The following is a 22,498-nucleotide window of genomic DNA, read 5'->3' as shown; positions in this document are numbered from 1 at the left end:
TTTACTGTGGTACTATTTCACCCAATGTTAATAAGCCTGATAGTCTGCCATGCTGGAAGCTACTCATCTGACCTGTATTCGCGGCGAACGCACGCTGTTTCGCGACCTGAATTTTACGGTAGCGGCTGGTGATATCGTGCAGATTGCCGGGGCGAACGGCGCAGGCAAAACGTCGTTGCTGCGGATCCTGGCCGGTTTGAGTCGCGCTGAGCAGGGCGAGGTCTGCTGGCAACAGCAACCGATTCATCGTCAGCGCGAAAACTACCACGCCGCCATGCTGTGGATTGGGCACCAGCCGGGCATCAAAGCAAACCTGACCGCCGGTGAAAACCTCCGGTTTTATCATCCTGCTCATCAGGAAGAGGCACTTCTTGACGCGCTGGATGCCGTGAATCTGACCGGCTTTGACGACGTGGCGGTCGGGCAGCTTTCTGCGGGCCAGCAGCGCCGCGTCGCGCTGGCGCGTCTGTGGCTGACGGCAGCACCGCTGTGGATCCTTGATGAACCGCTCACCGCGATTGATATTGACGGCGTCGCCAGCCTGATGGCGCTTTTTACGCGGCATGCGGACAATGGCGGATCGATAATTCTCACCACCCATCAGCCGCTGCCTGCGTCCAGCCGTGACATACGAAAAATCTCGTTGTCCATGACGGAGCCAGCCTGATGCTGTGGCGCGTGTTAAATCGCGAACTGCGCGTGGCTTTTCGCAGCGGCATGGAGGTGATAAACCCGCTGTGGTTTTTTCTCATCGTCATCACCTTGTTTCCGCTGGCAACAGGGCCGGAACCGCGGCTGCTGGCGCGTATCGCGCCGGGGATCGTATGGGTTGCGGCGCTGCTCTCCTCGCTGCTGGCGCTGGAGCGCCTGTTTCGCGATGACTTTCTCGACGGTTCGCTGGAGCAACTCATGCTGTTGCCCGCGCCGCTGCCGCTAACGGTATTAGGGAAAGTGACCGCTCACTGGGTGGTGACCGGCGTGCCGCTGATCCTGCTCTCTCCCCTGGCGGCGCTGCTGCTGTCGCTGGATTTTGCCAGCTGGCGCGCCGTTGCGCTTACGCTGCTGCTGGGCACGCCGACCTTGAGTTTTCTCGGCGCGGTGGGCGTCGCGCTGACCGTCGGGCTGCGGCGCGGCGGCATACTGCTCAGCGTGCTGGTCCTGCCGCTGGCGATGCCGGTGCTGATCTTCGCCAGCGCGGCCATTGATGCTGCCGGACAAGGCCTGCCTGTAGAAGGCTATCTGGCGATTTTAGGCGCGATGCTGGCGGGCAGCGCCACGTTGACGCCTTTTGCTACCACAGCGGCGCTGCGGGTGAGCATGCACTGACGTAATTTTCATAATAAATATCAGAACGTTTTACCTTTATGTGAGCAAAATAATAATGTGGAAATGGATACATCAGCTCGGCAGGCCCGACCGGCTCTATCAGCTCTGCGGTCGCCTTACTCCCTGGTTTGCGGTATCGGGCGTCATTGCACTTTTCACCGGCTGGATCTGGGGCTTTGGCTTCGCACCCGCCGACTATCAGCAGGGCAACAGCTACCGCATTATTTACCTGCACGTGCCTGCGGCTATGTGGTCGATGGGCATCTATGCCTCGATGGCTGTCGCCGCCTTCACCGGCCTGGTGTGGCAGTGGAAAACGGCCGATCTTGCCGCGGCGGCGATGGCGCCGGTGGGTGCCGTATTTACCTTTATCGCGCTGGTTACCGGCTCCGTCTGGGGAAAACCGATGTGGGGCACCTGGTGGATTTGGGATGCGCGCCTCACCTCTGAGCTGGTGCTGCTGTTCCTCTACCTGGGCGTTATCGCGCTTTACAATGCGTTTGACGACCGGCGTATGGCAGGCCGCGCCGCCGGTATTCTGATCCTGGTTGGCGTGGTCAATTTGCCGATTATTCACTTCTCGGTACAGTGGTGGAACACGCTCCATCAGGGCTCGTCCGGGATGCTTCAGCAGGCGATCGATCCCACCATGCGCACGCCGCTGCGCTGGTCGATTGCGGGCTACCTGCTGCTTTTTATCACCCTGACGCTGATGCGCCTGCGTAACCTGCTGCTTACCAGCGAGCGTCATCGTCCGTGGGTCACCGCGCTGGTAGAAAAGGGAGGGCAGAAAGCATGACGCCTGCATTCGCCTCCTGGCAGGAATTTTTCGCCATGGGCGGTTACGCCTTTTACGTCTGGCTGGCCGTGGCCTGCACGCTGGCCGCGCTGGCCGGCCTGATACTGCATACGTTTATACAGCATCGCGCGTTACTGAAGGCAATCCGTCAGCGGCAGTTGCGCGAGCGTCGCCTCCGCGCGGTAAAACAGCAGCAGGTTGCCGGAGGAGTACAGTGAATCCCCGCCGCAGAAATCGGCTACTGACGGTGTTCGCGGTGCTGCTGGGCCTTGGCATTGCCACCTCGCTGGTGATGTACGCGCTGCGTTCAAATATCGATCTCTTTTACACGCCGGGCGAAATCCTTAACGGCAAAGGCGATAAGCACGAAAAACCTGAGCCGGGGCAGCGCCTGCGGGTGGGTGGGATGGTGCTGCCGGGCAGCGTGAAACGCGATCCCGCCACGCTACAGGTTTCGTTCCGCCTTTACGACGGGCAGGGAACCATTGGCGTCAGCTATCAGGGCATCCTGCCGGATCTTTTCCGCGAAGGGCAGGGCGTGGTGGCGCAGGGCGTGCTGGAAGAGGGCAACCGCGTCAATGCGAAAGAGGTGCTGGCAAAGCACGATGAAAAATATACGCCACCGGAAATTAAAGACGCGATGAATAAAAACCATAACGGCCCGGCCGGGATCTACCGCGAAGGCGGACAGGGAGGGGCGTCATGATCCCCGAAATCGGCAGCTTTTTACTCTGCCTGGCGCTGGCGCTTTCCCTGCTGTTGAGCTTTTATCCGCTGTGGGGCGCCGCGCGGCAGGACGTGCGTCTGATGGGGCTGGCGCGGCCGCTCAGTTATGGGCTTTTTGCCTGTGTCGCCGGCGCGTTTGCGCTGCTGGTGCATGCTTTCGTGGTCAATGATTTCAGTGTGGCTTACGTCGCCGCCAACTCAAATACGCTGCTGCCGGTGTATTATCGCGTTGCCGCCACCTGGGGCGCACATGAAGGATCGTTACTGCTTTGGGTGCTGCTACTGAGCGGCTGGACGTTCGCCGTGGCGCTGTTCAGCCGCCGAATGCCCCGGGACGCCATTGCGCGCGTGCTGGCGGTGATGGGCATGATCAACCTTGGCTTTTTGTTGTTCATCACCCTGACGTCGAATCCGTTTAATCGAACGCTGCCGGATTTCCCGATTGACGGCAGCGACCTCAATCCGATGTTGCAGGATATCGGCCTCATCTTCCATCCGCCGCTGCTCTATATGGGCTATGTGGGTTTCTCGGTGGCATTTGCCTTCGCTATCGCCTCGCTGATGGCGGGCAGGCTGGATACCGCCTGGGCGCTCTGGTCGCGGCCGTGGACGATAGCCGCCTGGGTTTTTCTGACGGTGGGCATCGTGCTGGGCTCTGCCTGGGCCTACTACGAACTTGGCTGGGGCGGCTGGTGGTTCTGGGATCCGGTGGAAAACGCCTCCTTTATGCCCTGGCTGGTCGGCACTGCGCTGATCCACTCGCTGGCGGTGACCGAAAAGCGCGGCACCTTCAAAGCATGGACGGCGCTGCTGGCCATCACTGCCTTCTCGCTCAGCCTGCTCGGCACGTTTCTGGTGCGCTCTGGCGTGCTGATCTCCGTTCACTCCTTTGCGTCCTATCCCGCGCGCGGCATGTTCATTCTGGCTTTCCTGATGATCGTTATTGGCAGCTCGCTGCTGCTTTACGCCATAAAAGGCAGCAAGGTACGCAGCCGGGTACAGAACGAGGCCTGGTCGCGTGAATCCTTCCTGCTTGGCAACAACGTGCTGCTGATTGCGGCGATGCTGGTGGTGCTGCTGGGAACGCTGCTGCCGCTGGTGCACAAGCAGCTTGGTCTGGGCAGCATCTCAATTGGCGAACCTTTCTTTAATATGCTTTTTACCTGGCTGATGGCGCCGCTGGCGCTGATGATGGGGATTGGGCCGCTGATCCGCTGGCGACGCGACACGCCGCAAACGCTGTGGAAACGGCTGTCGGTTGCGCTGGTGGTTACGCTGATCCTCTCCATTGCGCTGCCCTGGCTGATGCAGGATCGCGTTGAGGCGATGACGGTGGTGGGGCTGCTGATGGCGATTTGGGTCATTTTACTGACGCTGATGGAGCTGCATGAGCGCGCCACCCATCGCCACGGTTTTTTTCGCGGGCTCAGCCACCTTTCGCGCAGCCACTGGGGCATGGTGCTCGGTCATCTGGGCGTGGCGGTGACGGTCATCGGTATCGCCTTCAGCCAGAACTACAGCGTTGAACGCGACGTGCGTATGCGCGCCGGCGAAGCGGTAGATATCCATAACTATCATTTCATTTTCCGCGACGTTCAACCGTTGCAGGGCCCTAACTACAGCGGCGGCGCGGGCATCATTGAGGTGACCCGCAATGGCAAACATGAGACGACGCTCAGAGCAGAAAAACGCTACTACAGCGTGGCGAATGCTATTATGACCGAAGCCGCCATCAGCGGTGGCCTGACGCGCGATCTTTACGCCGCGCTGGGCGAAAAGCTGGATGACGGCGCCTGGGCCGTGCGCATTTATTACAAACCCTTTGTGCGGTGGATATGGTTCGGTGGCGCGTTTATGGCAGTGGGTGGCCTCTTCTGCCTGCTCGACCCGCGCTACCGTTCCCGCAGAAACACAGAGCAGGTCCGGAGATGACGAAAAAAATCTTCTATATACCGTTAGCGCTTTTTTTGCTGCTGGCCGCTGCGCTGATGTGGCAGCTATCGCGCAATGCCAACGGCGACGATCCTTCCCGGCTCGAATCGGCGCTGATCGGCAAACCGGTGCCGTCGTTTACCCTGGAATCGCTTGATAATCAGGGGAAAACCTACGACAGAACCGTGCTGGTCGGCGGCAGGCCGCTGCTGCTTAACGTCTGGGCTACGTGGTGCCCAACCTGCCGGGTGGAGCACCACTATCTTAATGCCCTGGCGGCGCAGGGCGTGCGGCTGGTGGGACTGAACTATAAAGACGATCGCCATAAAGCTATCGACTGGCTGAACAATTCTGGCAATCCTTACGCCCTGAGCCTGTATGATGGAAGCGGCATGCTGGGGCTGGATCTTGGCGTTTATGGCGCGCCGGAAACGTTTTTGATCGACGCAAAAGGTATCATCCGCTATCGCCACGTGGGCGATATGAATGACGAAGTCTGGACAAAGGAAGTTAAACCCCTGTGGGACAAATATAACAAGGAGGCAGGCGCATGAAACATCTGATTATCATATTGGCGGCGCTGATGTTCAGCGCACTGATAAACGCAGAACCCATTGATACCTGGCATTTTTCCTCGGTGGAACAGGAGCAGCAGTACCGTCATCTGACCGAATCGCTGCGTTGCCCAAAGTGTCAGAACAACAGTATTGCTGACTCAAACGCGATGATTGCCGGCGACATGCGCCTGAAGGTTTATGAGCTGCTTCAGGCCGGACAAACGCCGGAACAGATAAAAGCCTATATGGTGGCGCGCTATGGCAACTTCGTCACTTACGCGCCGCCGCTGATGGCCTCTACGGTTATCCTGTGGGCCGGGCCTGCGCTGTTTGTCTTTATTGGCGCGCTGGTGATTATTTTGCGCAGTAAAAGGCGTCCGCTCGACGTCGCCGATGTGGATGAAGCGCGCCTGAAAATGTTGTTGAAAGATAACGGGAAGCAGCCATGACGGTATTCTGGATGACGGTATGCGTGCTGCTGGCGGCGGCGACTGGCCTGCTGCTGGCAGGTGGAAGAAAGCCGCAGCCGTCGACCAGACGCGACGCGCTCAATACTGAGTTTTATCATCAGCGCCTGCGCGAACTTGAAGAGGATGAGGCGCAGGGCGTGGTGGCCGGTCGTGCGGAAATGGTGCGCGAGCTCCAGCAGACGCTGCTGCTGGATATTCCGCAGAACGCGCCGGTAGATGAACGCCGCGCAGGGCGTCGGATTCTGCTGCCGGGCGTGCTGGTGCTGCTGGTGGTGAGCCTGGGTTTTTATTTCAAAACCGGTGGCTACATGCAGGTGGTGGCGTGGCGACAGATACAGGACGATCTGCCTGCTCTGCGTGCGCAGGTGATGAATCCGCAGGCAAAACCTTTATCGCCGGAGGCGCTGGCGCGGCTCGGACTGGGCATACGCACGTCACTACAACAGAACCCGCACAGCCTCAGCGACTGGCTGATGCTGGGCCGCATTGGCATGGTGCTCAACAATGCCGCCATGGCCACGCAGGCTTTTCACCGCGCCATGCAGCTCGCGCCGGATAACCCGGACGTTCAGCTCAGCTACGCTGAAGTGCTGACGCGTTCGGACGATCCGGGAGACGTGCGCCAGGCGGGCGAACTGCTTGAAGCGATGGAGAAGCACGACGGCAACAATCTTCGCCTGCTCAGCCAGTTGGCATTTAATGCTTTCGCGCAACAGCGTTATGATCGGGCCATTGTAATCTGGCAAAAGATGTTACAGTTGTTACCGGCTGAGGACAGGCGCGCGGAGATGATTCGCCGCAGCATCGGGCAGGCCCGCTCTGAATCGGCCGCCCGCCAGGCGCCAACTGACAATTGACTACAGGGAGACAGCTATGACCTACCGTGTGACGGGCATCGCGCTGGCCAGCGTACTGCTGATAGGGTGCGCCAGTTCGGGGCCAGAAGATGAGCCGCAGGGCCGGTCCGATCCGTTTGAAGGCTTCAACCGCACCATGTTCGATTTTAATTACAACATCCTTGATCCGTACGTGCTGCGTCCGGTTGCGGTGGCGTGGCGCGACTATGTTCCTGTACCGGCGCGATCGGGGCTGAGCAACTTTCTGGGTAACCTGAGCGAACCCTCAACAATGGTGAACTATTTTGTTGAGGGCAAGCCTTACAAGGCGATGATCCACTTCAACCGTTTCTTCCTGAACACGCTGCTGGGCATGGGCGGATTTATCGACGTGGCCGGTATGGCGAACCCAAAACTGGCGAAGGAAGAACCGAGGCGCTTCGGCAGCACGCTCGGCAATTACGGCGTGGGCTATGGCCCGTATGTCGAGCTGCCAGGCTACGGCAGCTTTACGCCGCGTGAAGACGTCGGCGGAGTGGTGGATACGCTTTACGCGCCGCTGAGCTGGTTGAGCTGGCCAATGACGGCCGGAAAATGGGTGCTTGAAGGGGTGGAAACCCGTGCTCAACTGCTGAACTCCGATGCTATCCTGCGGAATTCCAACGATCCTTATGCCTTTGTGCGCGCGGCTTACTTCCAGCGGCATGACTTCCTTGCCAGCGACGGCAAGCTGATCCCGCAGGAGAACCCGAACGCGGCGGCGATTCAGGATGAACTCAACGATATTGACGCGGAATAATGCGCAAAAAAAAGCCTGTCGCGAGACAGGCTTTTTTGGCATTCGGTTATCAGAACTTATAGTTAAAGTTCGCGCCGTAAAGCCAGGCTTTACCGGTTGAATTAAAGGTGTACGGCCCTTCTTCCACCGTCACATGCTGACCGTGCATATAAGAGAGGCCGACATCGACCGACGCATCCTGATTGAAAGCATACGAGGCGCCTGCGCTCAGCCACAGACGATCCTGGTCAGGAATAGAGATTGAACGCTGTTCGGCAGGAACCGGGCTGTCATCAAAGGCGATACCGGTACGGAACGTCCAGTTTTCATCATAGAAATACGATGTTCCCAATGCGATGCGGTAAGCGTCTTTATAGCTCTCATCTTTATAGAACAGCGTCTGACCGTTACTACCGGTCGCTTTCAGTTCCTGGAACTGACTCCAACTGGTATAAGCGAGACTGTAATGTACCGCCCACTGCGGCGCCACTTTATGGTAGCCGGACACTTCCCACATCTCAGGCAGATTCAGGGTCAGCGCGCCGGGAATGGTGTTGCCATCGGTGCCGTATAAGCCGCTTGACTGCAATGCCGGGTTCAGTGCGGAAGGAATGCTGCTTTTGTAGTCGCCGTCAAAATCAATTTTCACTTCTGAGCGATAGGTAAAGCCGAAACGGTTGTTCTCATCCACTTCATAAAGAATACCGGCGTTCCAGCCGTAACCCCATTCGTCACCTTTGAGGTGCACTATCTGCGTATCCGCCGGTAAGCCCAACGCCGTACCCGTTTCACCCGCATAACGTTCGATCTTCGCCCGTGCATAAACGGCGTCAAAACCGACACCGAAGCTGAAGTTATCATTCAGTCGGTACGCGGTGCTCAGATTCAGATTCATGGTCTGAAGATCGGTTTTGCCTGCATAAGGCCCGGCGGTGTAATTGTTATTAAATTCTGTCGCCAGACCATAGTTAGAGGTGGCGGACGCACCCACCCACCATTGATCGTTAATGGGCTGAACGTAGTGCAGGTTGGGCACCCACTGTGTTGGCGCAATATTGTTGGCGTTCAGGCTCTGCCCGGACAGCGAGCTGTTACCGTCGATGTTCACATCAGGATCGATATACACCGCGCCAATGGAGAACATAGGCCTGTCCATCAGCGCCATGGTGGCAGGGTTTCGGCTGGCTGAGGCGGCGGTATCGCCCATTGCGCCTTCGCCTGAGTAGGCGCGACCTAAGCCGATAGAGGAAAATTCATTCAGTTGAAAGCCGGCTGCATAAACATTTGATGAGACAATTGCCACTGCCACTGCAAGCGCTGACTTTGCAAAAACGGATTTATGGTTCATGACCACAACCTCATTATTCGATTTTATAAATTCTGTTACATGGCGTAACAGGGGATGGCGGATTTTACGGGCTGAGATACGGCAGACAAATCAGACCAGTGCAGTATAGGTCTGACCTGTATCCATGTTGCAATATTGTTTTATAAATATTTCTTAAATGATCTAAGAAAAGCGATCTGCTTAACAAAATCGTGCTGTTGAAAAACACCTGAGAGGGTGAGAATTGTCGCAGATCAACTTTCATTCTGATTCTATGCATTTACCGACACTGAATTCATTGGTAACCGGACAACGGCATCATCGCAGAGTAAAATAAGCGCAACTATTCTTTGACCCGTCAGGAGAACGCATGACTCATTCCATTAATAAATGCAGCGCTAATGAAACCGCAGCCTGCTGCTGCGTTGACGTTGGCACCATTATGGATAACACCGACTGCACCGCAAGCTGGAGCCAGCTCTGCGACGATCGCCAGCAGGCAGAAGCGCGGTTGAATCAGCTGACCGACAAAGCGCGTCAGGTTGAGTCTGAACCCTGCATAATCAACAGCCGCTTTAACGAAGAAGCCGACGGTGTGCGTCTGGACATCGATTTCACTTTTTCCTGTCAGGCGGAAACGATGATTTTTCAGCTCGGCCTGCGTTAATCCTTCTCTGCGCGATGGGCAACTGCCCGTCGCGCTTCAAAAGCGTGTTTCTTCTCGCATTTTTCTTCTGTTCCCCGTGCAGAACGCCCGATATTCGTTACTCTTACAGGTCAGACCTGCTGGCAATGACGCCGGTTACTGACTTTACAGGGGATGAGAATGACCAAAGCGTTACCTTTGCTGACGCGTCAGGGCGATCGTATCGCGATAACCCACGGATTACGTACGCCTTTTGCTAAGCAGGCCACGGCGCTGCACGGCATTCCTGCGGTGGAGCTCGGAACGATGGTGGTCAGCGAGCTGCTGGCGCGCAGCGACATACCTGCCGACATCATTGAGCAACTGGTATTTGGCCAGGTGGTTCAGATGCCGGAAGCGCCAAATATCGCGCGCGAAATTGTGCTGGCCAGCGGCCTTGGCGTGCATACCGACGCTTACAGCGTCAGCCGCGCCTGCGCCACCAGTTTTCAGGCGGTGGCGAACGTCACCGAGAGCCTGCTGGCTGGCCACATCCAGGCCGGTATTGCCGGTGGCGCTGACTCCTCTTCCGTGTTGCCCATTGGCGTCAGCAAAAAGCTGGGGCGCGTGCTGGTCGATCTCAGTAAAGCAAAAAGCCTGTCGCAAAAACTCACGCTGATCGGGCAGCTTCGTCCTCGCGATTTACTGCCCGTTCCGCCCGCCGTAGCGGAGTACTCTACCGGTCTGCGTATGGGCGATACCGCTGAACAGATGGCGAAAAGCCATGGGATCACCCGCGAGCAGCAGGATGCGCTGGCGCATCGGTCGCATCAGCGTGCCGCAACAGCGTGGGAGGAGGGCAGGCTGAGCGCGGAGGTGATGACCGCGTACGTTCCGCCGTGGAAAAGCCCTTTCGAACGTGACAACAACGTGCGCGGTCAGTCGCGGCTGGAAGATTACGCAAAATTGCGTCCGGCCTTCGATCGGCGGCACGGCACCGTGACGGCGGCAAACAGTACGCCGCTCACCGACGGCGCCGCTGCGGTGGTGCTGATGACCGAATCACGCGCCAGGTCGTTGGGGATTACGCCGCTTGGCTTCCTGCGCAGCTATGCCTTTACCGCCATTGACGTGCGTCACGATATGCTGCTTGGGCCGGCATGGGCCTCGCCGCTGGCGCTGGATCGCGCCGGCATTACCTTGAGCGATCTGACGCTCATTGATATGCATGAAGCCTTCGCGGCGCAAACGCTGGCTAACCTGAAGATGTTTGCCGACGAGCGTTTCGCGCGCGAGGTGCTCAATCGTCCGCACGCCCTGGGCGAGGTGGACGAGGAAAAATTCAACGTGCTCGGCGGCTCCATTGCATACGGACATCCGTTTGCCGCCACCGGCGCGCGCATGATCACCCAAACGCTCCATGAGTTGCGCCGTCGCGGCGGCGGCCTGGGGCTGGTCACCGCCTGCGCGGCGGGCGGGCTGGGTGCGGCAATGGTTCTGGAGGCCGAATAATGGAAAACCGTTCAGCATTTACTCTCAACATGCGGCCGGATAACGTGGGCGTTATCACCATTGATGTGCCGGATGAAAAGATGAATACGCTTAAGGCGGCGTTCGCGGGACAAATTCGCGATGCGATCGCGCGGGCGCGGCAGAACGCCAGTCTGGCCGGGCTGGTACTGATCTCCGGCAAACCCGATTCGTTTATCGCTGGTGCGGATATCACCATGCTCGACAACTGTACCACTGCGGCGGAAGCGCAGGCGCTGGCGCAGGAAGGACAGCGGGTGATGGCGGAAATCGCCGCCATGCCGTTCACCGTGGTGGCGGCGATCCACGGTGCCTGTCTGGGCGGCGGCCTTGAACTGGCGCTGGCCTGCAATCAGCGCGTCTGCACACTGGATGAGAAAACCCGGCTCGGTCTGCCGGAGGTGCAACTCGGCCTGCTGCCAGGCTCCGGCGGCACCCAGCGTCTGCCCGCCCTGATCGGCGCGTCAAAGGCGCTGGATCTGATCCTGACCGGGAAGACGCTTCGCGCGCGTCAGGCGCTGAAAATGGGGCTGGTGGACGAGGCTGTTCCGCCGGCGATCCTGCTGGAAACGGCGGTCAAAAGGATACTGAGAGGCAGAAAAACTGAAAAAGCGCTGCCGCTCCGCGAGCGCGTCTTACACGCGCCGGGCGGCCGCGATCTGCTGTTCTCGCTGGCGGCCAGACAGACGGCGGCGAAAACAAAGGGCAACTATCCGGCCACCGGGAAAATTCTTTCGGTGATCCGCACCGGCCTGGAGCGCGGCGGCAGCGCCGGTTACGATGCGGAGGCGAAAGCCTTTGGTCAACTGGTGATGACGCCGGAATCCACCGCGCTGCGCAGCCTCTTTTTTGCCACGACGGAACTGAAAAAAGATCCGGGCTCAGACGCTGCGCCGCGTGAGCTGAATACCATTGGCGTGCTGGGCGGAGGGCTGATGGGCGGCGGCATCGCCAGTGTCGCCGCCACGCGCGGCACATTCCCGGTGCGCATCAAAGATATCAGGCCAGAAGGCATTAACCATGCGATGAAGTACAGCTGGGATCTGTTAAGCAAACAGGTCAGGCGTAAACGTCTCACCGCCGCCGGGCGGCAACAGCAAATGGGCCTGATTACCGGCACCACCGATTTCAGCGGTTTTCGCCAGCGCGACCTGGTGATCGAAGCGGTATTCGAAAACCTCGCGCTCAAGCAGCAGATGGTGGCGGACGTGGAGGCCAACGCCGCGCCGCACACGATTTTTGCCTCCAACACCTCGTCGCTCCCCATTGCAGATATCGCCGCGCGGGCGCAGCGGCCTGGGCAGGTGATTGGCCTGCACTTCTTCAGTCCGGTTGATAAGATGCCGCTGGTGGAGGTGATCCCCCACGCAGGTACCGCCGCCGCAACCGTTGCCACCACCGTTGCCCTGGCGAAAAAGCTGGGTAAAACGCCGATTGTGGTGGCCGATCGCGCGGGATTTTACGTCAACCGCATTCTCGCACCTTATATTAACGAGGCGCTGCGCTGCCTGCTGGCAGGCGAAACCATCGAAAGCATCGACCGGGCGCTGGTGCAGTTTGGTTTTCCGGTAGGGCCGTTACAACTGCTGGATGAGGTCGGTATTGATATCGGCACGCACATTCTGCCGGTGCTGGAGAAAGCGTGGGGCGAGCGGTTCAGAGCGCCTGACGCGGTTGAGGCGGTGCTGAACGATAATCGTAAAGGGCGAAAAAATGGCCGGGGTTTTTATCTTTACGGTACGCGCCGTTGGGGCAGAAAAAAGCAGGCCGACAGCACAATCTACACCTTGCTGAACGTAACGCCGCGAACGCACCTCAGCGGTGAGCTGATTGCTCAGCGTTGCGTCATGATGATGCTGAATGAGGCGGCCCGAACGCTGGATGAGGAGGTGATCCGCAGCGCGCGCGATGGTGATATCGGCGCGGTGTTTGGCATCGGTTTTCCGCCTTTCCTCGGCGGGCCGTTCCGATATATGGATCGCCTGGGCGCAGACGCGATCGTGAATACGCTGGAACAGTTGACCCACACCTGCGGCGAGCGCTTTGCGCCATGCGAGCGGCTGCGTCAAATGGCGCACGGTGGCGAAACCTTTTATCAACGGTGGGTAAACCTGAACAGCCACACGGATTCAACGGGTTAGATTTTTAAAAATGCAAAAGGGCGCAAATGCGGCTGCTCAATGATTAAACAACAGGTTGACTTAACTTCAACCATTAGGGTAAAACACAGCGTTCATTCGCAGAATGAAGAGCCGGGAAACGCGTTTTCCTGGCGTTTTTGTTTAACAATAGCGGTGCATTATGCAAGTTTTCATTATGCGTCACGGCGATGCGGCACTGGATGCGGCTAGTGATTCGGCAAGACCTCTTACTCATTGCGGCAGCGATGAGTCGCGCCAGATGGCGAAGTGGATGAACGATCAGGCGGTGGATATTGACCGCGTGCTGGTCAGCCCCTATCTCCGGGCACAGCAGACGCTGGCAACGGTACGTGAAGCGCTGACGCTGCCGGACGGGCAGGAAGTGCTGCCAGAGCTGACGCCAGGCGGCGATCCCGCGCTGACCGCCTGCTACATTCAGGCGCTGGCGAAAGAGGGCGTGAAGTCCGCGTTGGTCATTTCTCATCTGCCGCTGGTGGGCTATCTGGTTTCTGAACTCTGCCCGCAGGAAGCGCCGCCGATGTTTGCGACTTCCGCTATTGCCTGCATTGATTATGATGCCGACAGCGCCTGCGGCAGGCTGCTCTGGCACGTCAGCCCGGCAAAACTGGCCAAGGCGATGTAACGCCTTTAAGGATGCCGCCTGCTCAGGGCAGTTCGGGCGGCAACCACTCTTCAACTTCAATCAGCACCAGCAGCGCGGCGTCACCGCCAAACAGTTTTGGCGCCTGATGAAAGGCCATCACCAGCGGATGCTGGGCCAGCCAGAGCGGCGTTTGCTGCTTCAGGACATGTTTGCCGTGCCCGTGCATCACGCTGGCGCAAAAGATGTGTTCGCGACGGCAGGCAGCGATCAGCGCGCCTAACTCCTCTTTCGCCTGCTTCTGCGTCAGCCCGTGCAGATCCAGAAAAATCTCTGGCGTATAGTCGCCGCGCCGCAATTTTTTCAGCTCATAGTGGCTGACGTCGCTGCGCACGTAGCGTACCGCGCCCTCTTCCGGCAGCAGCGGCTGAAACTCATCAGAAAAGTAGTGGCTGGCGTCGCGCTGCTCTGAAAGCAGGCGTTTTTGCGGCACTTCACCGATCTTTTTACGCTGCGGCTTGTGGATGATGGTGTCCTGGCTCAGCCTGCGCGTGCCGGTCATCAGGCTGCGAAACAGCGCCTGCTCTTCCGCGCTCAGCTTCTGTTTTTTGGTCATCGGATTTCCGGTTTTTATCAGGTGGACGGGCTTCGCTTCCTTCCCGTCCGTTCTGCCCTCAGTCTACCCTGGCTTTATCTATCAAAAAACAAATGTCGGCTTTTTCACGCTGTTGCGCTGGATTTACCTGCACTTCATGGCAAACTAGCCACCAGGTATACGTCAGGCCTCTGGAGGGCACTTTGGACAAAATTTTCGTCGATGAGGCAGTCAGCGAACTGCACACTATCCAGGATATGCTGCGCTGGTCGGTCAGCCGCTTTTCCGCTGCCGAACTCTGGTACGGTCATGGCACCGATAATCCCTGGGACGAAGCCGTCCAGTTGGTTCTGCCCACGCTCTATTTGCCGCTCGATATCCCGGAAGATATGCGCACCGCGCGCCTCACCGCCAGTGAACGTCATCGCATCGTTGAGCGAGTGATCCGCCGCATTAACGAGCGCATTCCTGTTGCCTATCTGACCAATCGCGCCTGGTTCTGCGGCCATGAGTTTTACGTTGATGAGCGCGTGCTGGTGCCGCGTTCACCGATTGGCGAACTGATCAACGAACGCTTTGCCGCCGTGCTTCCGCACGAACCCAAACACATTCTGGATATGTGCACCGGCAGCGGTTGTATCGCCATCGCCTGCGCTTATGCCTTCCCGAATGCGGAAGTGGACGCGGTGGATATCTCCACCGATGCGCTGGCGGTTGCCGAGCAGAACATTGAGGCGCAAGGCATGCAGCACAACGTCACGCCCATCCGCGCCGACCTGTTCCGTGAACTGCCCAACACGCCATACGATCTGATTGTCACCAATCCGCCCTATGTGGACGAGGACGACATGAGCGATCTGCCGGGCGAGTACCGCCACGAGCCGCAACTGGGCCTGGCCGCAGGCAGCGACGGGCTGAAGCTGGCGCGACGTATTTTAGCCAACGCGCCGGATTATCTGAGCGAAGAGGGCGTTTTGATTTGTGAAGTGGGCAACAGCATGGTGCACATGATTGAGCAGTACCCGGATGTGCCCTTCACCTGGCTGGAGTTCGCCAACGGCGGCGACGGCGTATTTATGCTGACGCGCGAGCAGATCATCGCTGCGCAGCATCATTTCAGCTTTTATAAAGATTAAGTCAGCCAATATTCAGGAGCCAGCATGGCGGGTAATACTATCGGACAGGTTTTTCGCGTCACCACCTTCGGAGAATCCCACGGCCCGGCGCTGGGCGGCATCGTTGACGGTGTCCCGCCGGGCATTCCTCTGACGGAGGCGGATTTACAGCACGATCTCGACCGACGTCGTCCCGGTACGTCACGCTACACCACCCAGCGTCGCGAACCCGATCGGGTGAAGATCCTTTCCGGCGTCTTTGAAGGCGTCACTACCGGCACCAGCATTGGTTTGCTGATCGAAAACACCGACCAGCGCTCGCAGGACTACGGCGCGATTAAAGACGTGTTCCGCCCGAATCACGCCGACTACACCTACGAGCAGAAATACGGCCTGCGCGACTATCGCGGCGGCGGACGCTCTTCGGCGCGCGAAACCGCGATGCGCGTCGCCGCGGGTGCCATTGCCAAAAAATATCTTGAGATGAAGCATGGCGTTCGCGTGCGCGGTTATCTGGCGCAGATTGGCGACGTTGCCTGCGAGCTGCGCGACTGGGATCAGGTAGAGCAGAACCCTTTCTTCTGTCCCGACCCGGACAAAATCGAGGCGCTGGATGCGCTGATGCGCGAGCTGAAAAAAGAGGGCGACTCCATCGGCGCGAAGGTGGCGGTGATGGCAGAAAACGTGCCGCCTGGCCTTGGCGAACCGGTCTTCGATCGTCTGGACGCGGATCTGGCTCACGCGCTGATGAGCATCAACTCGGTGAAGGGCGTGGAAATTGGCGACGGCTTCGCGGTGGTGAACAAGCGCGGCAGCGAACATCGCGACGAGCTGCGCGCCAACGGCTTCCAGAGCAACCACTCTGGCGGTATTCTTGGCGGCATCAGCAGCGGCCAGCCGATTCTGGCGACCATCGCCATGAAGCCCACTTCCAGCATTACCGTGCCGGGTCGAACCATCAACCGCGCGGGCGAAGAGGTGGAAATGATAACCAAAGGGCGTCACGATCCCTGCGTCGGCATTCGTGCCGTGCCCATTGCCGAAGCGATGATGGCTATCGTGCTGATGGATCACCTGCTGCGCCAGCGCGCGCAGAACGCCGATGTCCAGACCACACTTCCACGCTGGTAGCCGCATGAAAAAAGTTCTGACCGCCGCCTGTATCCTGCTGCTCAGCGCTGGCGCGCTGGCGGCCACGCCCTGGCAATCCATTCGCCAGCCGATCCCCGGCGATGCGCAGTCGATTGGCGCTTTTGCCAACGGCTGCATTATTGGCGCTGAACCGCTGCCGCTGAATGCGCAGGGGTATCAGGTGATGCGTCAGGATCAGCGACGCTACTTTGGCCATCCGGATCTGATCCTCTTTATTCAGCGCCTCAGCACCCAGATTCACACGCTGCAACTTGGCGAAGTAATGATCGGCGATATGGGCATGGCGGCAGGCGGACGCTTCAGCAGCGGTCACGCCAGTCACCAGTCCGGGCTGGATGTGGACATCTGGCTCCAGCTGCCGAAAACCCGCTGGAGCGAACAGATGCTGTTGAAACCGCAGCCGCTCGATCTGGTGGCGGCAGATGGCAAAAACGTGGTGGCGCGTCACTGGCAGCCGGAGATCGACAGCCTGATTAAGCTGGCGGCGAAAGACAGCGATGTGACACGCATTTTCGTCAATCCGGCAATTAAAAAGCAGCTTTGCGCCGACGCCGGACAGGATCGCGACTGGCTGCGTAAAGTGCGTCCGTGGTTCGGCCATCGCGCCCATATGCACGTGCGTCTGCGCTGTCCGGCAGGCAGCACGGCGTGTCAGGATCAGCCGTTACCTCCGCCGGGCGACGGCTGTGGCGCAGAGTTGCAAAGCTGGTTTGCCCCGCCGAAGCCCGGCACAGCCCCGGTTAAGCGTGAGCCGCCGCCGCTGCCGGCGATGTGCCAGGCGCTGTTGGATAAACATCTTCTGTAAGGGGCTGAAATGGATTGGTTTGTGGTCAGCCCGTTGTTGGTGGGCATGCTGTTTTTCGTCGCCGTGCTGGCCGCGTTTATTGACTCTATCGCGGGTGGCGGCGGTCTGCTGACCGTTCCCGCGCTGCTGGCGGTGGGGCTCTCTCCGGCGCAGGCGCTGGCAACCAATAAGCTGCAATCGGTGGGCGGATCTTTTTCCGCCAGTCTCTACTTTATCCGGCGCAGGGCGGTGGATCTGCGCGAGCAGAAGCTGAACATTGCCATGACGTTTATCGGTTCAGTGAGCGGCGCAGTTTTGATTCAGCATATCAATGCCGAACTGCTGCGCCAGGTGCTGCCGCTGCTGTTGATCGCCATCGGTCTCTACTTTCTGCTGATGCCGAAAGTGGGCGAAGAGGACAGGCATCGTCGCCTGCATGGCCTGCCGTTTGCGCTGGTGGCGGGCGGGTGCGTAGGCTTTTACGACGGCTTTTTTGGGCCGGGCGCCGGATCGTTTTACGCGCTGGCTTTCGTCACGCTGTGCGGTTACAACCTGGCGAAATCCACCGCGCACGCTAAGGTGCTTAACTTCACCTCTAACCTCGGCGGCCTGCTGTTTTTTATGTTTGGCGGCAAAGTGGTGTGGGGCACCGGACTGGTGATGCTGATTGGTGCCATTTGCGGCGCGCGGCTTGGCGCGCGCATGGTGCTCAGCCGTGGGCAGACGCTGATCCGCCCGATGGTGGTCGTGGTTTCAGCGGTAATGAGCGCAAAACTGCTTTACGACAGTCACGGCGTGGCGATTGCGGCCTGGTTCCATCGACTGTTGGCCTGATTTATCCAGAAGAAGAAATATGACTCAGACACATAACTACCCGCAGCTCATTGAAATCTTTGATCGCTGCTTTTACCACGATTTTCAGACCCGCCTGATTAAAGGCGACGACGAACCGATTTATCTTCCTGCGGACGAGAGCGTTGCTTACCATCGGGTGGTATTTGCGCATGGCTACTACGCCAGCGCGCTGCACGAAATCTCCCACTGGTGTATTGCCGGCGCGGAGCGGCGAAAACAGGTGGATTTTGGCTACTGGTACTGTCCTGACGGGCGCGATGCGCAGACGCAGAGCCAGTTTGAATCGGTGGAGATCAAGCCGCAGGCGCTGGAGTGGATGTTTTGTGTCGCGGCAGGCTTTCCCTTTAACGTAAGTTGTGACAATCTCAGTGGAGATTGTGAGCCGGATCGCATAGCGTTTCAACGCAGGGTCCATGCTCAGGTGATGACATACCTGGAACTGGGCCTACCGGCCCGGCCAGCGCGCTTTATTGCAGAACTTCGCACTTATTACTCAATGCCCCCGCTGACGGCATCACAGTTTCCCTGGCCGGAAGATTTGTGATCGGCGGGTGAACGAATGGAAGAGGAATTATATGATCGATGAATTTGAAGCGCGGATCCTGGCCCTGATTGACGATATGGTTGAGCACGCCAGCGACGACGAGCTGTTTGCCAGCGGCTATCTGCGCGGTCATCTGACCCTGGCGGTAGCGGAAATTGAACAGAGCGGCGAACACACGCCGGAAGCGTTGCAGATCCAGGTGCAGAACAGCCTGCAAAACGCCATCCAGGCCGGTGAACTGTCACCGCGCGATCAGGCGCTGGTGATCGGCATGTGGGATAACCTGTTTCTCAAAGCGCGCCAGCCGTCCTGATCGGCGGCCAGGCGCTGTTTCCATGACCGGTTTCTCAGATTAGTCGCGTCCGCATTGAGAAGCGATTCCCAACGATTATAAAGACACAACTTATTGAGTCTGCGTAGTCAGGATGGAAAGTTCAGGGATGAATAACAGAACACACAACGGCGCGACGCCTGCTCCCATTCACATCTCATATACGCCTTATCATATTGGTCGCTTCGCTGTCCTCAATGGCTTTCTTATGCAAAACGGTAAATGCGAGCCGACGCGATGAAAAAGATAATCGGTCTTACTCGCATATTCATCATTACTCTCATTATTTCCGGCGTGGTCTGGTTCTGGCCCGTTATCGAAATTGGCTTTGACGGCAGTGCTCACTACACCGAGCAGGATTCGCGGCGGTATGAATTGCTTACCCACGATCTGCTGAAAGATATGCCTCGAATATCTGCGCGCTATGATTTTGATTTTGCAAATATCGCCGGACCTGCGACGTTTGTCTGGACAGTAACGTTTTATGGTACTGATGACATCCATGATATTGAAACTTACCTGATTGCTAAAGGATACAAGCGACAGGCGACATGTGATGTGGAAGCAGATTGCTGGCTCACATCAGCCTCGAAAGATATTGTAACTACAGGGAGATTCACGATGGATAAAACAGTAATGGTGCAAATTCAGGAGAGAACCCGCCAGTGAATATCGCTGTTTATTAAATGGAGATTCAAGGATGAGCAAGCGAAGCGAGATAATTGATGGTAGTAAAAGTGCTTATTCAAAATATGGACTCGTGTATACAGAAGTTCTGGGTTGGATAGACCTGGGACATGCGCAAGGAATGAACAGTCCATATAATCTCGTTCGTACCGGAAAATTCATCACCTGGCGCATTCGGCATGGTCGCCCATGGCATGAGCGCCAAAGTATTGCGCTGGCAATGATGATGACGTTGGCGCGTAAATTCGAAGCCTTGCAGGCAACACCTCCGATCAGTTTCTTAACGGACAGCGGTTTTAGCGGAGAGGATTTGGTCTCGGATCTTTTAGGTTTTTTATCGCGTGACGTCTGTCCAGAACCCCTTTCCGAGGCTGCGTCCTGTCAGTAAGGCAGAAGCGCTTAAACGCTGGGACTATTACGGCCCGATTGGCCGATTTAAAAACGACACCTTCCGGCCCATACTTTTCCCCGATCCTGAACGATTTCCGCAAGCCATACCGCGTAAGGGTATGCCTACCGCCGTTTATGCGAACCATCGAACCCTACCGTGATTTCCGCTCAGGCAACGTTGCCATTGCAACAGGTGACGGTTCTTTTATTCAGAGTGGAAAGTGAGACTTCTAAAATGAAAAACTTCCTGATCCAATCACGCCCCGGATGCATGGTGATCAGCGTGTCGCGGTCAGGCAGCATTGGCTCGCCGTAGTGAGCACGCCAGCGACGACGGGCGCGGTCATCTGACCCTGGTGGAAATTGAACAGCGCGGCGAACACACGCCGGAAAAATATTATAAAACGCTTTAACCTGTCTCCGGGTAAAAAGAGAGAGTCACGGATGAGTTTTACTGATGGTCGTTTAATCTTTTATTTCTGCATCATCATGCTATGTCATCCTGCCAATATCGGTGAGTGTTTAATATCACGCCGTCATTTCTTTTTTTACTTTATGGAAAATTTGTTTCCACTCCCATTCCGACATGGGTGCCGGTAGTCCCCGCCGTTAAGGATACCGTTACCGGTTACTGGGGATATACGCCGCCAGCGATTGCTGGTGCGCCATCACAGATCATCCTTGTTAGTCCTGCTGATGCGCCTGGCGTTGAAGGCCCACCCATTCTGACCGGCCCGCTGCCTTTACCCGAGCAAATAGTACATACCGGCGGCGAGGTAACGGTGCCCCAGGAGGCCACCGTCACCATTACGCCGGTGGCAGATGACATAGAGTTTAACGATCTGATTCTGGTCTTTCCTGATGGTTCGGGATTAGATCCGATTTATATTGTTTTTCGTAGCCCGCGTAATATGCCCGGAACGGTTACGGGTAAAGGCCAGCCGCCAGGAGAGAAATGGTTAAGCAGTGCGGGCCAGGGTGAAGGGGCGCCGATTCCCAGCCAGATAGCGGATAAATTGCGTGGTAAAACATACAGTAGTTTTGGTGCTTTTCGGCGAGCTTTTTGGAAGGCGGTATCTGAAAATTCTGAATTGAAAGCACAGTTTAAAAATCAAAATCTCGCTAATATTGAAAATGGTAAATCCCCTTTTGTATCTGAAAAGGAACGTATAGGTGGTCGACAAAAACATGAACTTCCTCATGTTAATCCGATTAATTCTAAAGGTTCAGTTTATGATGTTGATAATATAAATATAATGACGCCAAAGCTACATATTAAAACACATAGAGGAGGTAATTAATAAAATGTTTAAGGAAAATTTGAATGCTTACACTGAAATAGAGTTTTTAAGTTTTGTAAAAAAGATCTGCGATTTCTCAAAACGGACTGAAGAAGAGGATATAGCTTTGGTCGACGAATTTAGAAGATTAACTGAGCATCCTGATGGCTCAGATTTAATCTTTTATCCTCGTGCTGACCGTGAAGACAGTCCTGAAGGCATTGTTCAGGAAGTAAAAGAGTGGCGCGCCGCAAACGGCAAACCAGGTTTTAAACCGGAATAATAATTAAGGCTCCTCAGGCAGGAGCCTTTTACTTCCATTCGCTAATCCAGTCTTCAGGCGTATTCACGGCCGCACGCCAGAAAATGGTTACCTGTCAGCAGCACGGCCACTTACAGGCTCTCAAGTCCTGACCGCTTTCCCCTTCAACAGCTTCCTGATCCAGTAACGCCCCGGATGCATGGCGGCCAGCGTATCGCGATCGAGCGGTATCGGCTCGCCGCACAGTTCGGCAGCCAGCACCTCGGCAGCCAGCGGGCCGCTGCATAAACCGCGCGAACCCAGCGCACCCAGCACAAATACGCCGGAATGCACCGGGGTTGCGCCTGCCTGCGACCGCTCGTCTGCCAGCCTGACGTACTGCTCAAGCAGGCGGTCGTAGTCAGGCAGCGGGCCGACCATCGGCAGATGATCGCGCGTGGCGCAGCGCACGCCAACGCGGGCCTGCCGCGCACTGACATCCACTTCCTCCGGCCAGGACGTATCCGGCAGACAGCGGATCAGACGCGCGCGGTTCTCCTGCTGATCGTCTTCGCGATAGGCCGTCGTGCTGTCGCCGCGATGATAGCTGGCACCGATGCAGTGCTGCCCGTTATTCGGGTTTACCGGCGTCAGATAGCCGTCGTAGCAGAGCACCTGCTTCAGTTTACTCAGGCCAGGCGTGGTCGGCAGATGGCTGACCTGCCCGCTCACCGCGTAGGCGGGCAGCTTTTCGCTTTGCGCAAAAGCGGTTAACTGATGGCCGGTCGCCAGCACCAGCGTGGTGGCGTCAACGTCGGGCTTGCCGGTAAAGTTCAGCCTCCAGCGGTCGTCGTGGCGGGTCAGCCCGTCCAGATG

The 22,498-nt window shown here is 57.4% G+C and carries 27 protein-coding genes and 1 pseudogene; 25 read left to right on the top strand and 3 right to left on the bottom strand.

Going from position 1 to position 22,498, the window contains the following annotated elements; translation table 11 throughout:
* Positions 1–49: 49 nt before the first annotated feature.
* The 10 genes from ccmA to mlaA are packed head-to-tail and all read left to right on the top strand — an operon-like array spanning position 50 to position 7,445.
* Positions 50–667, top strand: a complete 618-nt coding sequence (gene ccmA, locus GS12_RS14060; protein WP_034948135.1) for a cytochrome c biogenesis heme-transporting ATPase CcmA — start codon at positions 50–52, stop codon at positions 665–667.
* A complete protein-coding gene (gene ccmB / locus GS12_RS14055; RefSeq protein WP_034948132.1) occupies positions 667–1,326 on the top strand; it encodes a heme exporter protein CcmB in 660 nt (219 codons plus the stop codon). Before ccmA ends, ccmB begins: the two co-directional genes overlap by 1 nt.
* A gap of 55 nt (positions 1,327–1,381) precedes the next feature.
* Positions 1,382–2,125, top strand: a complete 744-nt coding sequence (locus GS12_RS14050) for a heme ABC transporter permease (protein WP_034948129.1) — start codon at positions 1,382–1,384, stop codon at positions 2,123–2,125.
* Positions 2,122–2,343, top strand: a complete 222-nt coding sequence (ccmD, locus tag GS12_RS14045; RefSeq protein ID WP_034948126.1) for a heme exporter protein CcmD — start codon at positions 2,122–2,124, stop codon at positions 2,341–2,343. Before GS12_RS14050 ends, ccmD begins: the two co-directional genes overlap by 4 nt.
* Complete coding sequence (ccmE, locus tag GS12_RS14040) at positions 2,340–2,831, top strand: cytochrome c maturation protein CcmE (RefSeq protein WP_034948121.1); 492 nt, start codon at positions 2,340–2,342, stop codon at positions 2,829–2,831. The genes ccmD and ccmE overlap by 4 nt, the downstream gene beginning before the upstream one ends.
* On the top strand, positions 2,828–4,783 hold the full coding sequence (locus GS12_RS14035) for a heme lyase CcmF/NrfE family subunit (RefSeq protein ID WP_034948118.1): 1,956 nt from the start codon (positions 2,828–2,830) through the stop codon (positions 4,781–4,783). The genes ccmE and GS12_RS14035 overlap by 4 nt, the downstream gene beginning before the upstream one ends.
* Complete coding sequence (locus GS12_RS14030) at positions 4,780–5,337, top strand: DsbE family thiol:disulfide interchange protein (protein WP_034916208.1); 558 nt, start codon at positions 4,780–4,782, stop codon at positions 5,335–5,337. The genes GS12_RS14035 and GS12_RS14030 overlap by 4 nt, the downstream gene beginning before the upstream one ends.
* Positions 5,334–5,789: a cytochrome c-type biogenesis protein gene (locus GS12_RS14025; RefSeq protein WP_034948116.1), complete on the top strand. Its 456-nt coding sequence runs from the start codon at positions 5,334–5,336 to the stop codon at positions 5,787–5,789. Before GS12_RS14030 ends, GS12_RS14025 begins: the two co-directional genes overlap by 4 nt.
* Positions 5,786–6,667 (top strand): c-type cytochrome biogenesis protein CcmI, encoded by an 882-nt coding sequence (gene ccmI / locus GS12_RS14020; RefSeq protein ID WP_052118466.1) that lies wholly within the window; start codon positions 5,786–5,788, stop codon positions 6,665–6,667. Before GS12_RS14025 ends, ccmI begins: the two co-directional genes overlap by 4 nt.
* Positions 6,668–6,683: 16 nt before the next feature.
* Positions 6,684–7,445, top strand: a complete 762-nt coding sequence (gene mlaA, locus GS12_RS14015; protein WP_034948113.1) for a phospholipid-binding lipoprotein MlaA — start codon at positions 6,684–6,686, stop codon at positions 7,443–7,445.
* A 49-nt stretch (positions 7,446–7,494) separates the two neighbouring features.
* Here the strand turns inward: mlaA and fadL are convergent, their stop codons facing one another.
* Positions 7,495–8,772 carry a long-chain fatty acid transporter FadL gene (fadL, locus tag GS12_RS14010; RefSeq protein WP_034916202.1) on the bottom strand — a complete coding sequence of 426 codons (1,278 nt, stop codon included), beginning with the start codon at positions 8,770–8,772 and terminating at the stop codon, positions 7,495–7,497.
* A gap of 349 nt (positions 8,773–9,121) precedes the next feature.
* Here fadL and GS12_RS14005 point away from each other — a divergent pair, with 349 nt between their 5' ends.
* The 4 genes from GS12_RS14005 to sixA all read left to right on the top strand — a co-directional run bounded on the left by GS12_RS14005 (position 9,122) and on the right by sixA (position 13,690).
* A complete protein-coding gene (locus GS12_RS14005) occupies positions 9,122–9,418 on the top strand; it encodes a YfcZ/YiiS family protein (protein ID WP_084089715.1) in 297 nt (98 codons plus the stop codon).
* A gap of 159 nt (positions 9,419–9,577) precedes the next feature.
* Positions 9,578–10,888 (top strand): acetyl-CoA C-acyltransferase FadI, encoded by a 1,311-nt coding sequence (gene fadI, locus GS12_RS14000; RefSeq protein WP_034948112.1) that lies wholly within the window; start codon positions 9,578–9,580, stop codon positions 10,886–10,888.
* Positions 10,888–13,047 carry a fatty acid oxidation complex subunit alpha FadJ gene (gene fadJ, locus GS12_RS13995; protein ID WP_034948111.1) on the top strand — a complete coding sequence of 720 codons (2,160 nt, stop codon included), beginning with the start codon at positions 10,888–10,890 and terminating at the stop codon, positions 13,045–13,047. The genes fadI and fadJ overlap by 1 nt, the downstream gene beginning before the upstream one ends.
* A 160-nt stretch (positions 13,048–13,207) precedes the next feature.
* A complete protein-coding gene (gene sixA / locus GS12_RS13990; RefSeq protein ID WP_034948110.1) occupies positions 13,208–13,690 on the top strand; it encodes a phosphohistidine phosphatase SixA in 483 nt (160 codons plus the stop codon).
* Positions 13,691–13,712: 22 nt separating this feature from the next.
* Here sixA and smrB read toward each other — a convergent pair whose 3' ends face one another.
* Positions 13,713–14,264, bottom strand: a complete 552-nt coding sequence (gene smrB, locus GS12_RS13985; protein ID WP_034948109.1) for an endonuclease SmrB — start codon at positions 14,262–14,264, stop codon at positions 13,713–13,715.
* A 182-nt stretch (positions 14,265–14,446) separates the two neighbouring features.
* Between smrB and prmB the strand changes: the two genes are divergently transcribed.
* The 11 genes and pseudogenes from prmB to GS12_RS13935 all read left to right on the top strand — a co-directional run bounded on the left by prmB (position 14,447) and on the right by GS12_RS13935 (position 21,664).
* Complete coding sequence (gene prmB / locus GS12_RS13980; RefSeq protein WP_034948107.1) at positions 14,447–15,379, top strand: 50S ribosomal protein L3 N(5)-glutamine methyltransferase; 933 nt, start codon at positions 14,447–14,449, stop codon at positions 15,377–15,379.
* A 24-nt stretch (positions 15,380–15,403) separates the two neighbouring features.
* Positions 15,404–16,489, top strand: coding sequence for a chorismate synthase (gene aroC / locus GS12_RS13975; protein WP_034948103.1), 1,086 nt, complete (start codon positions 15,404–15,406; stop codon positions 16,487–16,489).
* A 4-nt stretch (positions 16,490–16,493) separates the two neighbouring features.
* Positions 16,494–17,315 (top strand): penicillin-insensitive murein endopeptidase, encoded by an 822-nt coding sequence (gene mepA, locus GS12_RS13970; protein WP_034948100.1) that lies wholly within the window; start codon positions 16,494–16,496, stop codon positions 17,313–17,315.
* Between the two features lie 9 nt (positions 17,316–17,324).
* The gene (locus GS12_RS13965) at positions 17,325–18,128 is read left to right on the top strand and encodes a sulfite exporter TauE/SafE family protein (RefSeq protein WP_034948098.1); all 804 of its coding nucleotides are present in this window, start codon (positions 17,325–17,327) and stop codon (positions 18,126–18,128) included.
* A 19-nt stretch (positions 18,129–18,147) separates the two neighbouring features.
* The gene (locus GS12_RS13960; RefSeq protein ID WP_034948091.1) at positions 18,148–18,693 is read left to right on the top strand and encodes an elongation factor P hydroxylase; all 546 of its coding nucleotides are present in this window, start codon (positions 18,148–18,150) and stop codon (positions 18,691–18,693) included.
* 31 nt (positions 18,694–18,724) lie between these two features.
* Positions 18,725–19,006 (top strand): YfcL family protein, encoded by a 282-nt coding sequence (locus tag GS12_RS13955; protein WP_034916183.1) that lies wholly within the window; start codon positions 18,725–18,727, stop codon positions 19,004–19,006.
* Positions 19,007–19,261: 255 nt separating this feature from the next.
* Positions 19,262–19,693 carry a hypothetical protein gene (locus GS12_RS13950; RefSeq protein WP_034948157.1) on the top strand — a complete coding sequence of 144 codons (432 nt, stop codon included), beginning with the start codon at positions 19,262–19,264 and terminating at the stop codon, positions 19,691–19,693.
* 31 nt (positions 19,694–19,724) lie between these two features.
* A pseudogene (locus GS12_RS13945) lies at positions 19,725–20,326 on the top strand (hypothetical protein).
* Positions 20,327–20,403: 77 nt separating this feature from the next.
* Entirely contained in the window at positions 20,404–20,514 is a 111-nt protein-coding gene (locus GS12_RS25160) for a YfcL family protein (RefSeq protein ID WP_160279919.1), read from the top strand.
* A 105-nt stretch (positions 20,515–20,619) separates the two neighbouring features.
* A complete protein-coding gene (locus tag GS12_RS13940) occupies positions 20,620–21,402 on the top strand; it encodes an S-type pyocin domain-containing protein (protein ID WP_072016895.1) in 783 nt (260 codons plus the stop codon).
* 4 nt (positions 21,403–21,406) lie between these two features.
* On the top strand, positions 21,407–21,664 hold the full coding sequence (locus GS12_RS13935; RefSeq protein ID WP_034948088.1) for a bacteriocin immunity protein: 258 nt from the start codon (positions 21,407–21,409) through the stop codon (positions 21,662–21,664).
* A gap of 120 nt (positions 21,665–21,784) precedes the next feature.
* Here the strand turns inward: GS12_RS13935 and mnmC are convergent.
* A partial coding sequence (gene mnmC / locus GS12_RS13930; RefSeq protein ID WP_034948086.1) for an FAD-dependent 5-carboxymethylaminomethyl-2-thiouridine(34) oxidoreductase MnmC occupies positions 21,785–22,498 on the bottom strand: 714 nt, incomplete at its 5' end.

The organism is Erwinia oleae, assembly GCF_000770305.1.
GTDB lineage: Bacteria > Pseudomonadota > Gammaproteobacteria > Enterobacterales > Enterobacteriaceae > Erwinia > Erwinia oleae.
This window is presented reverse-complemented; position numbering and strand designations above follow the sequence as displayed.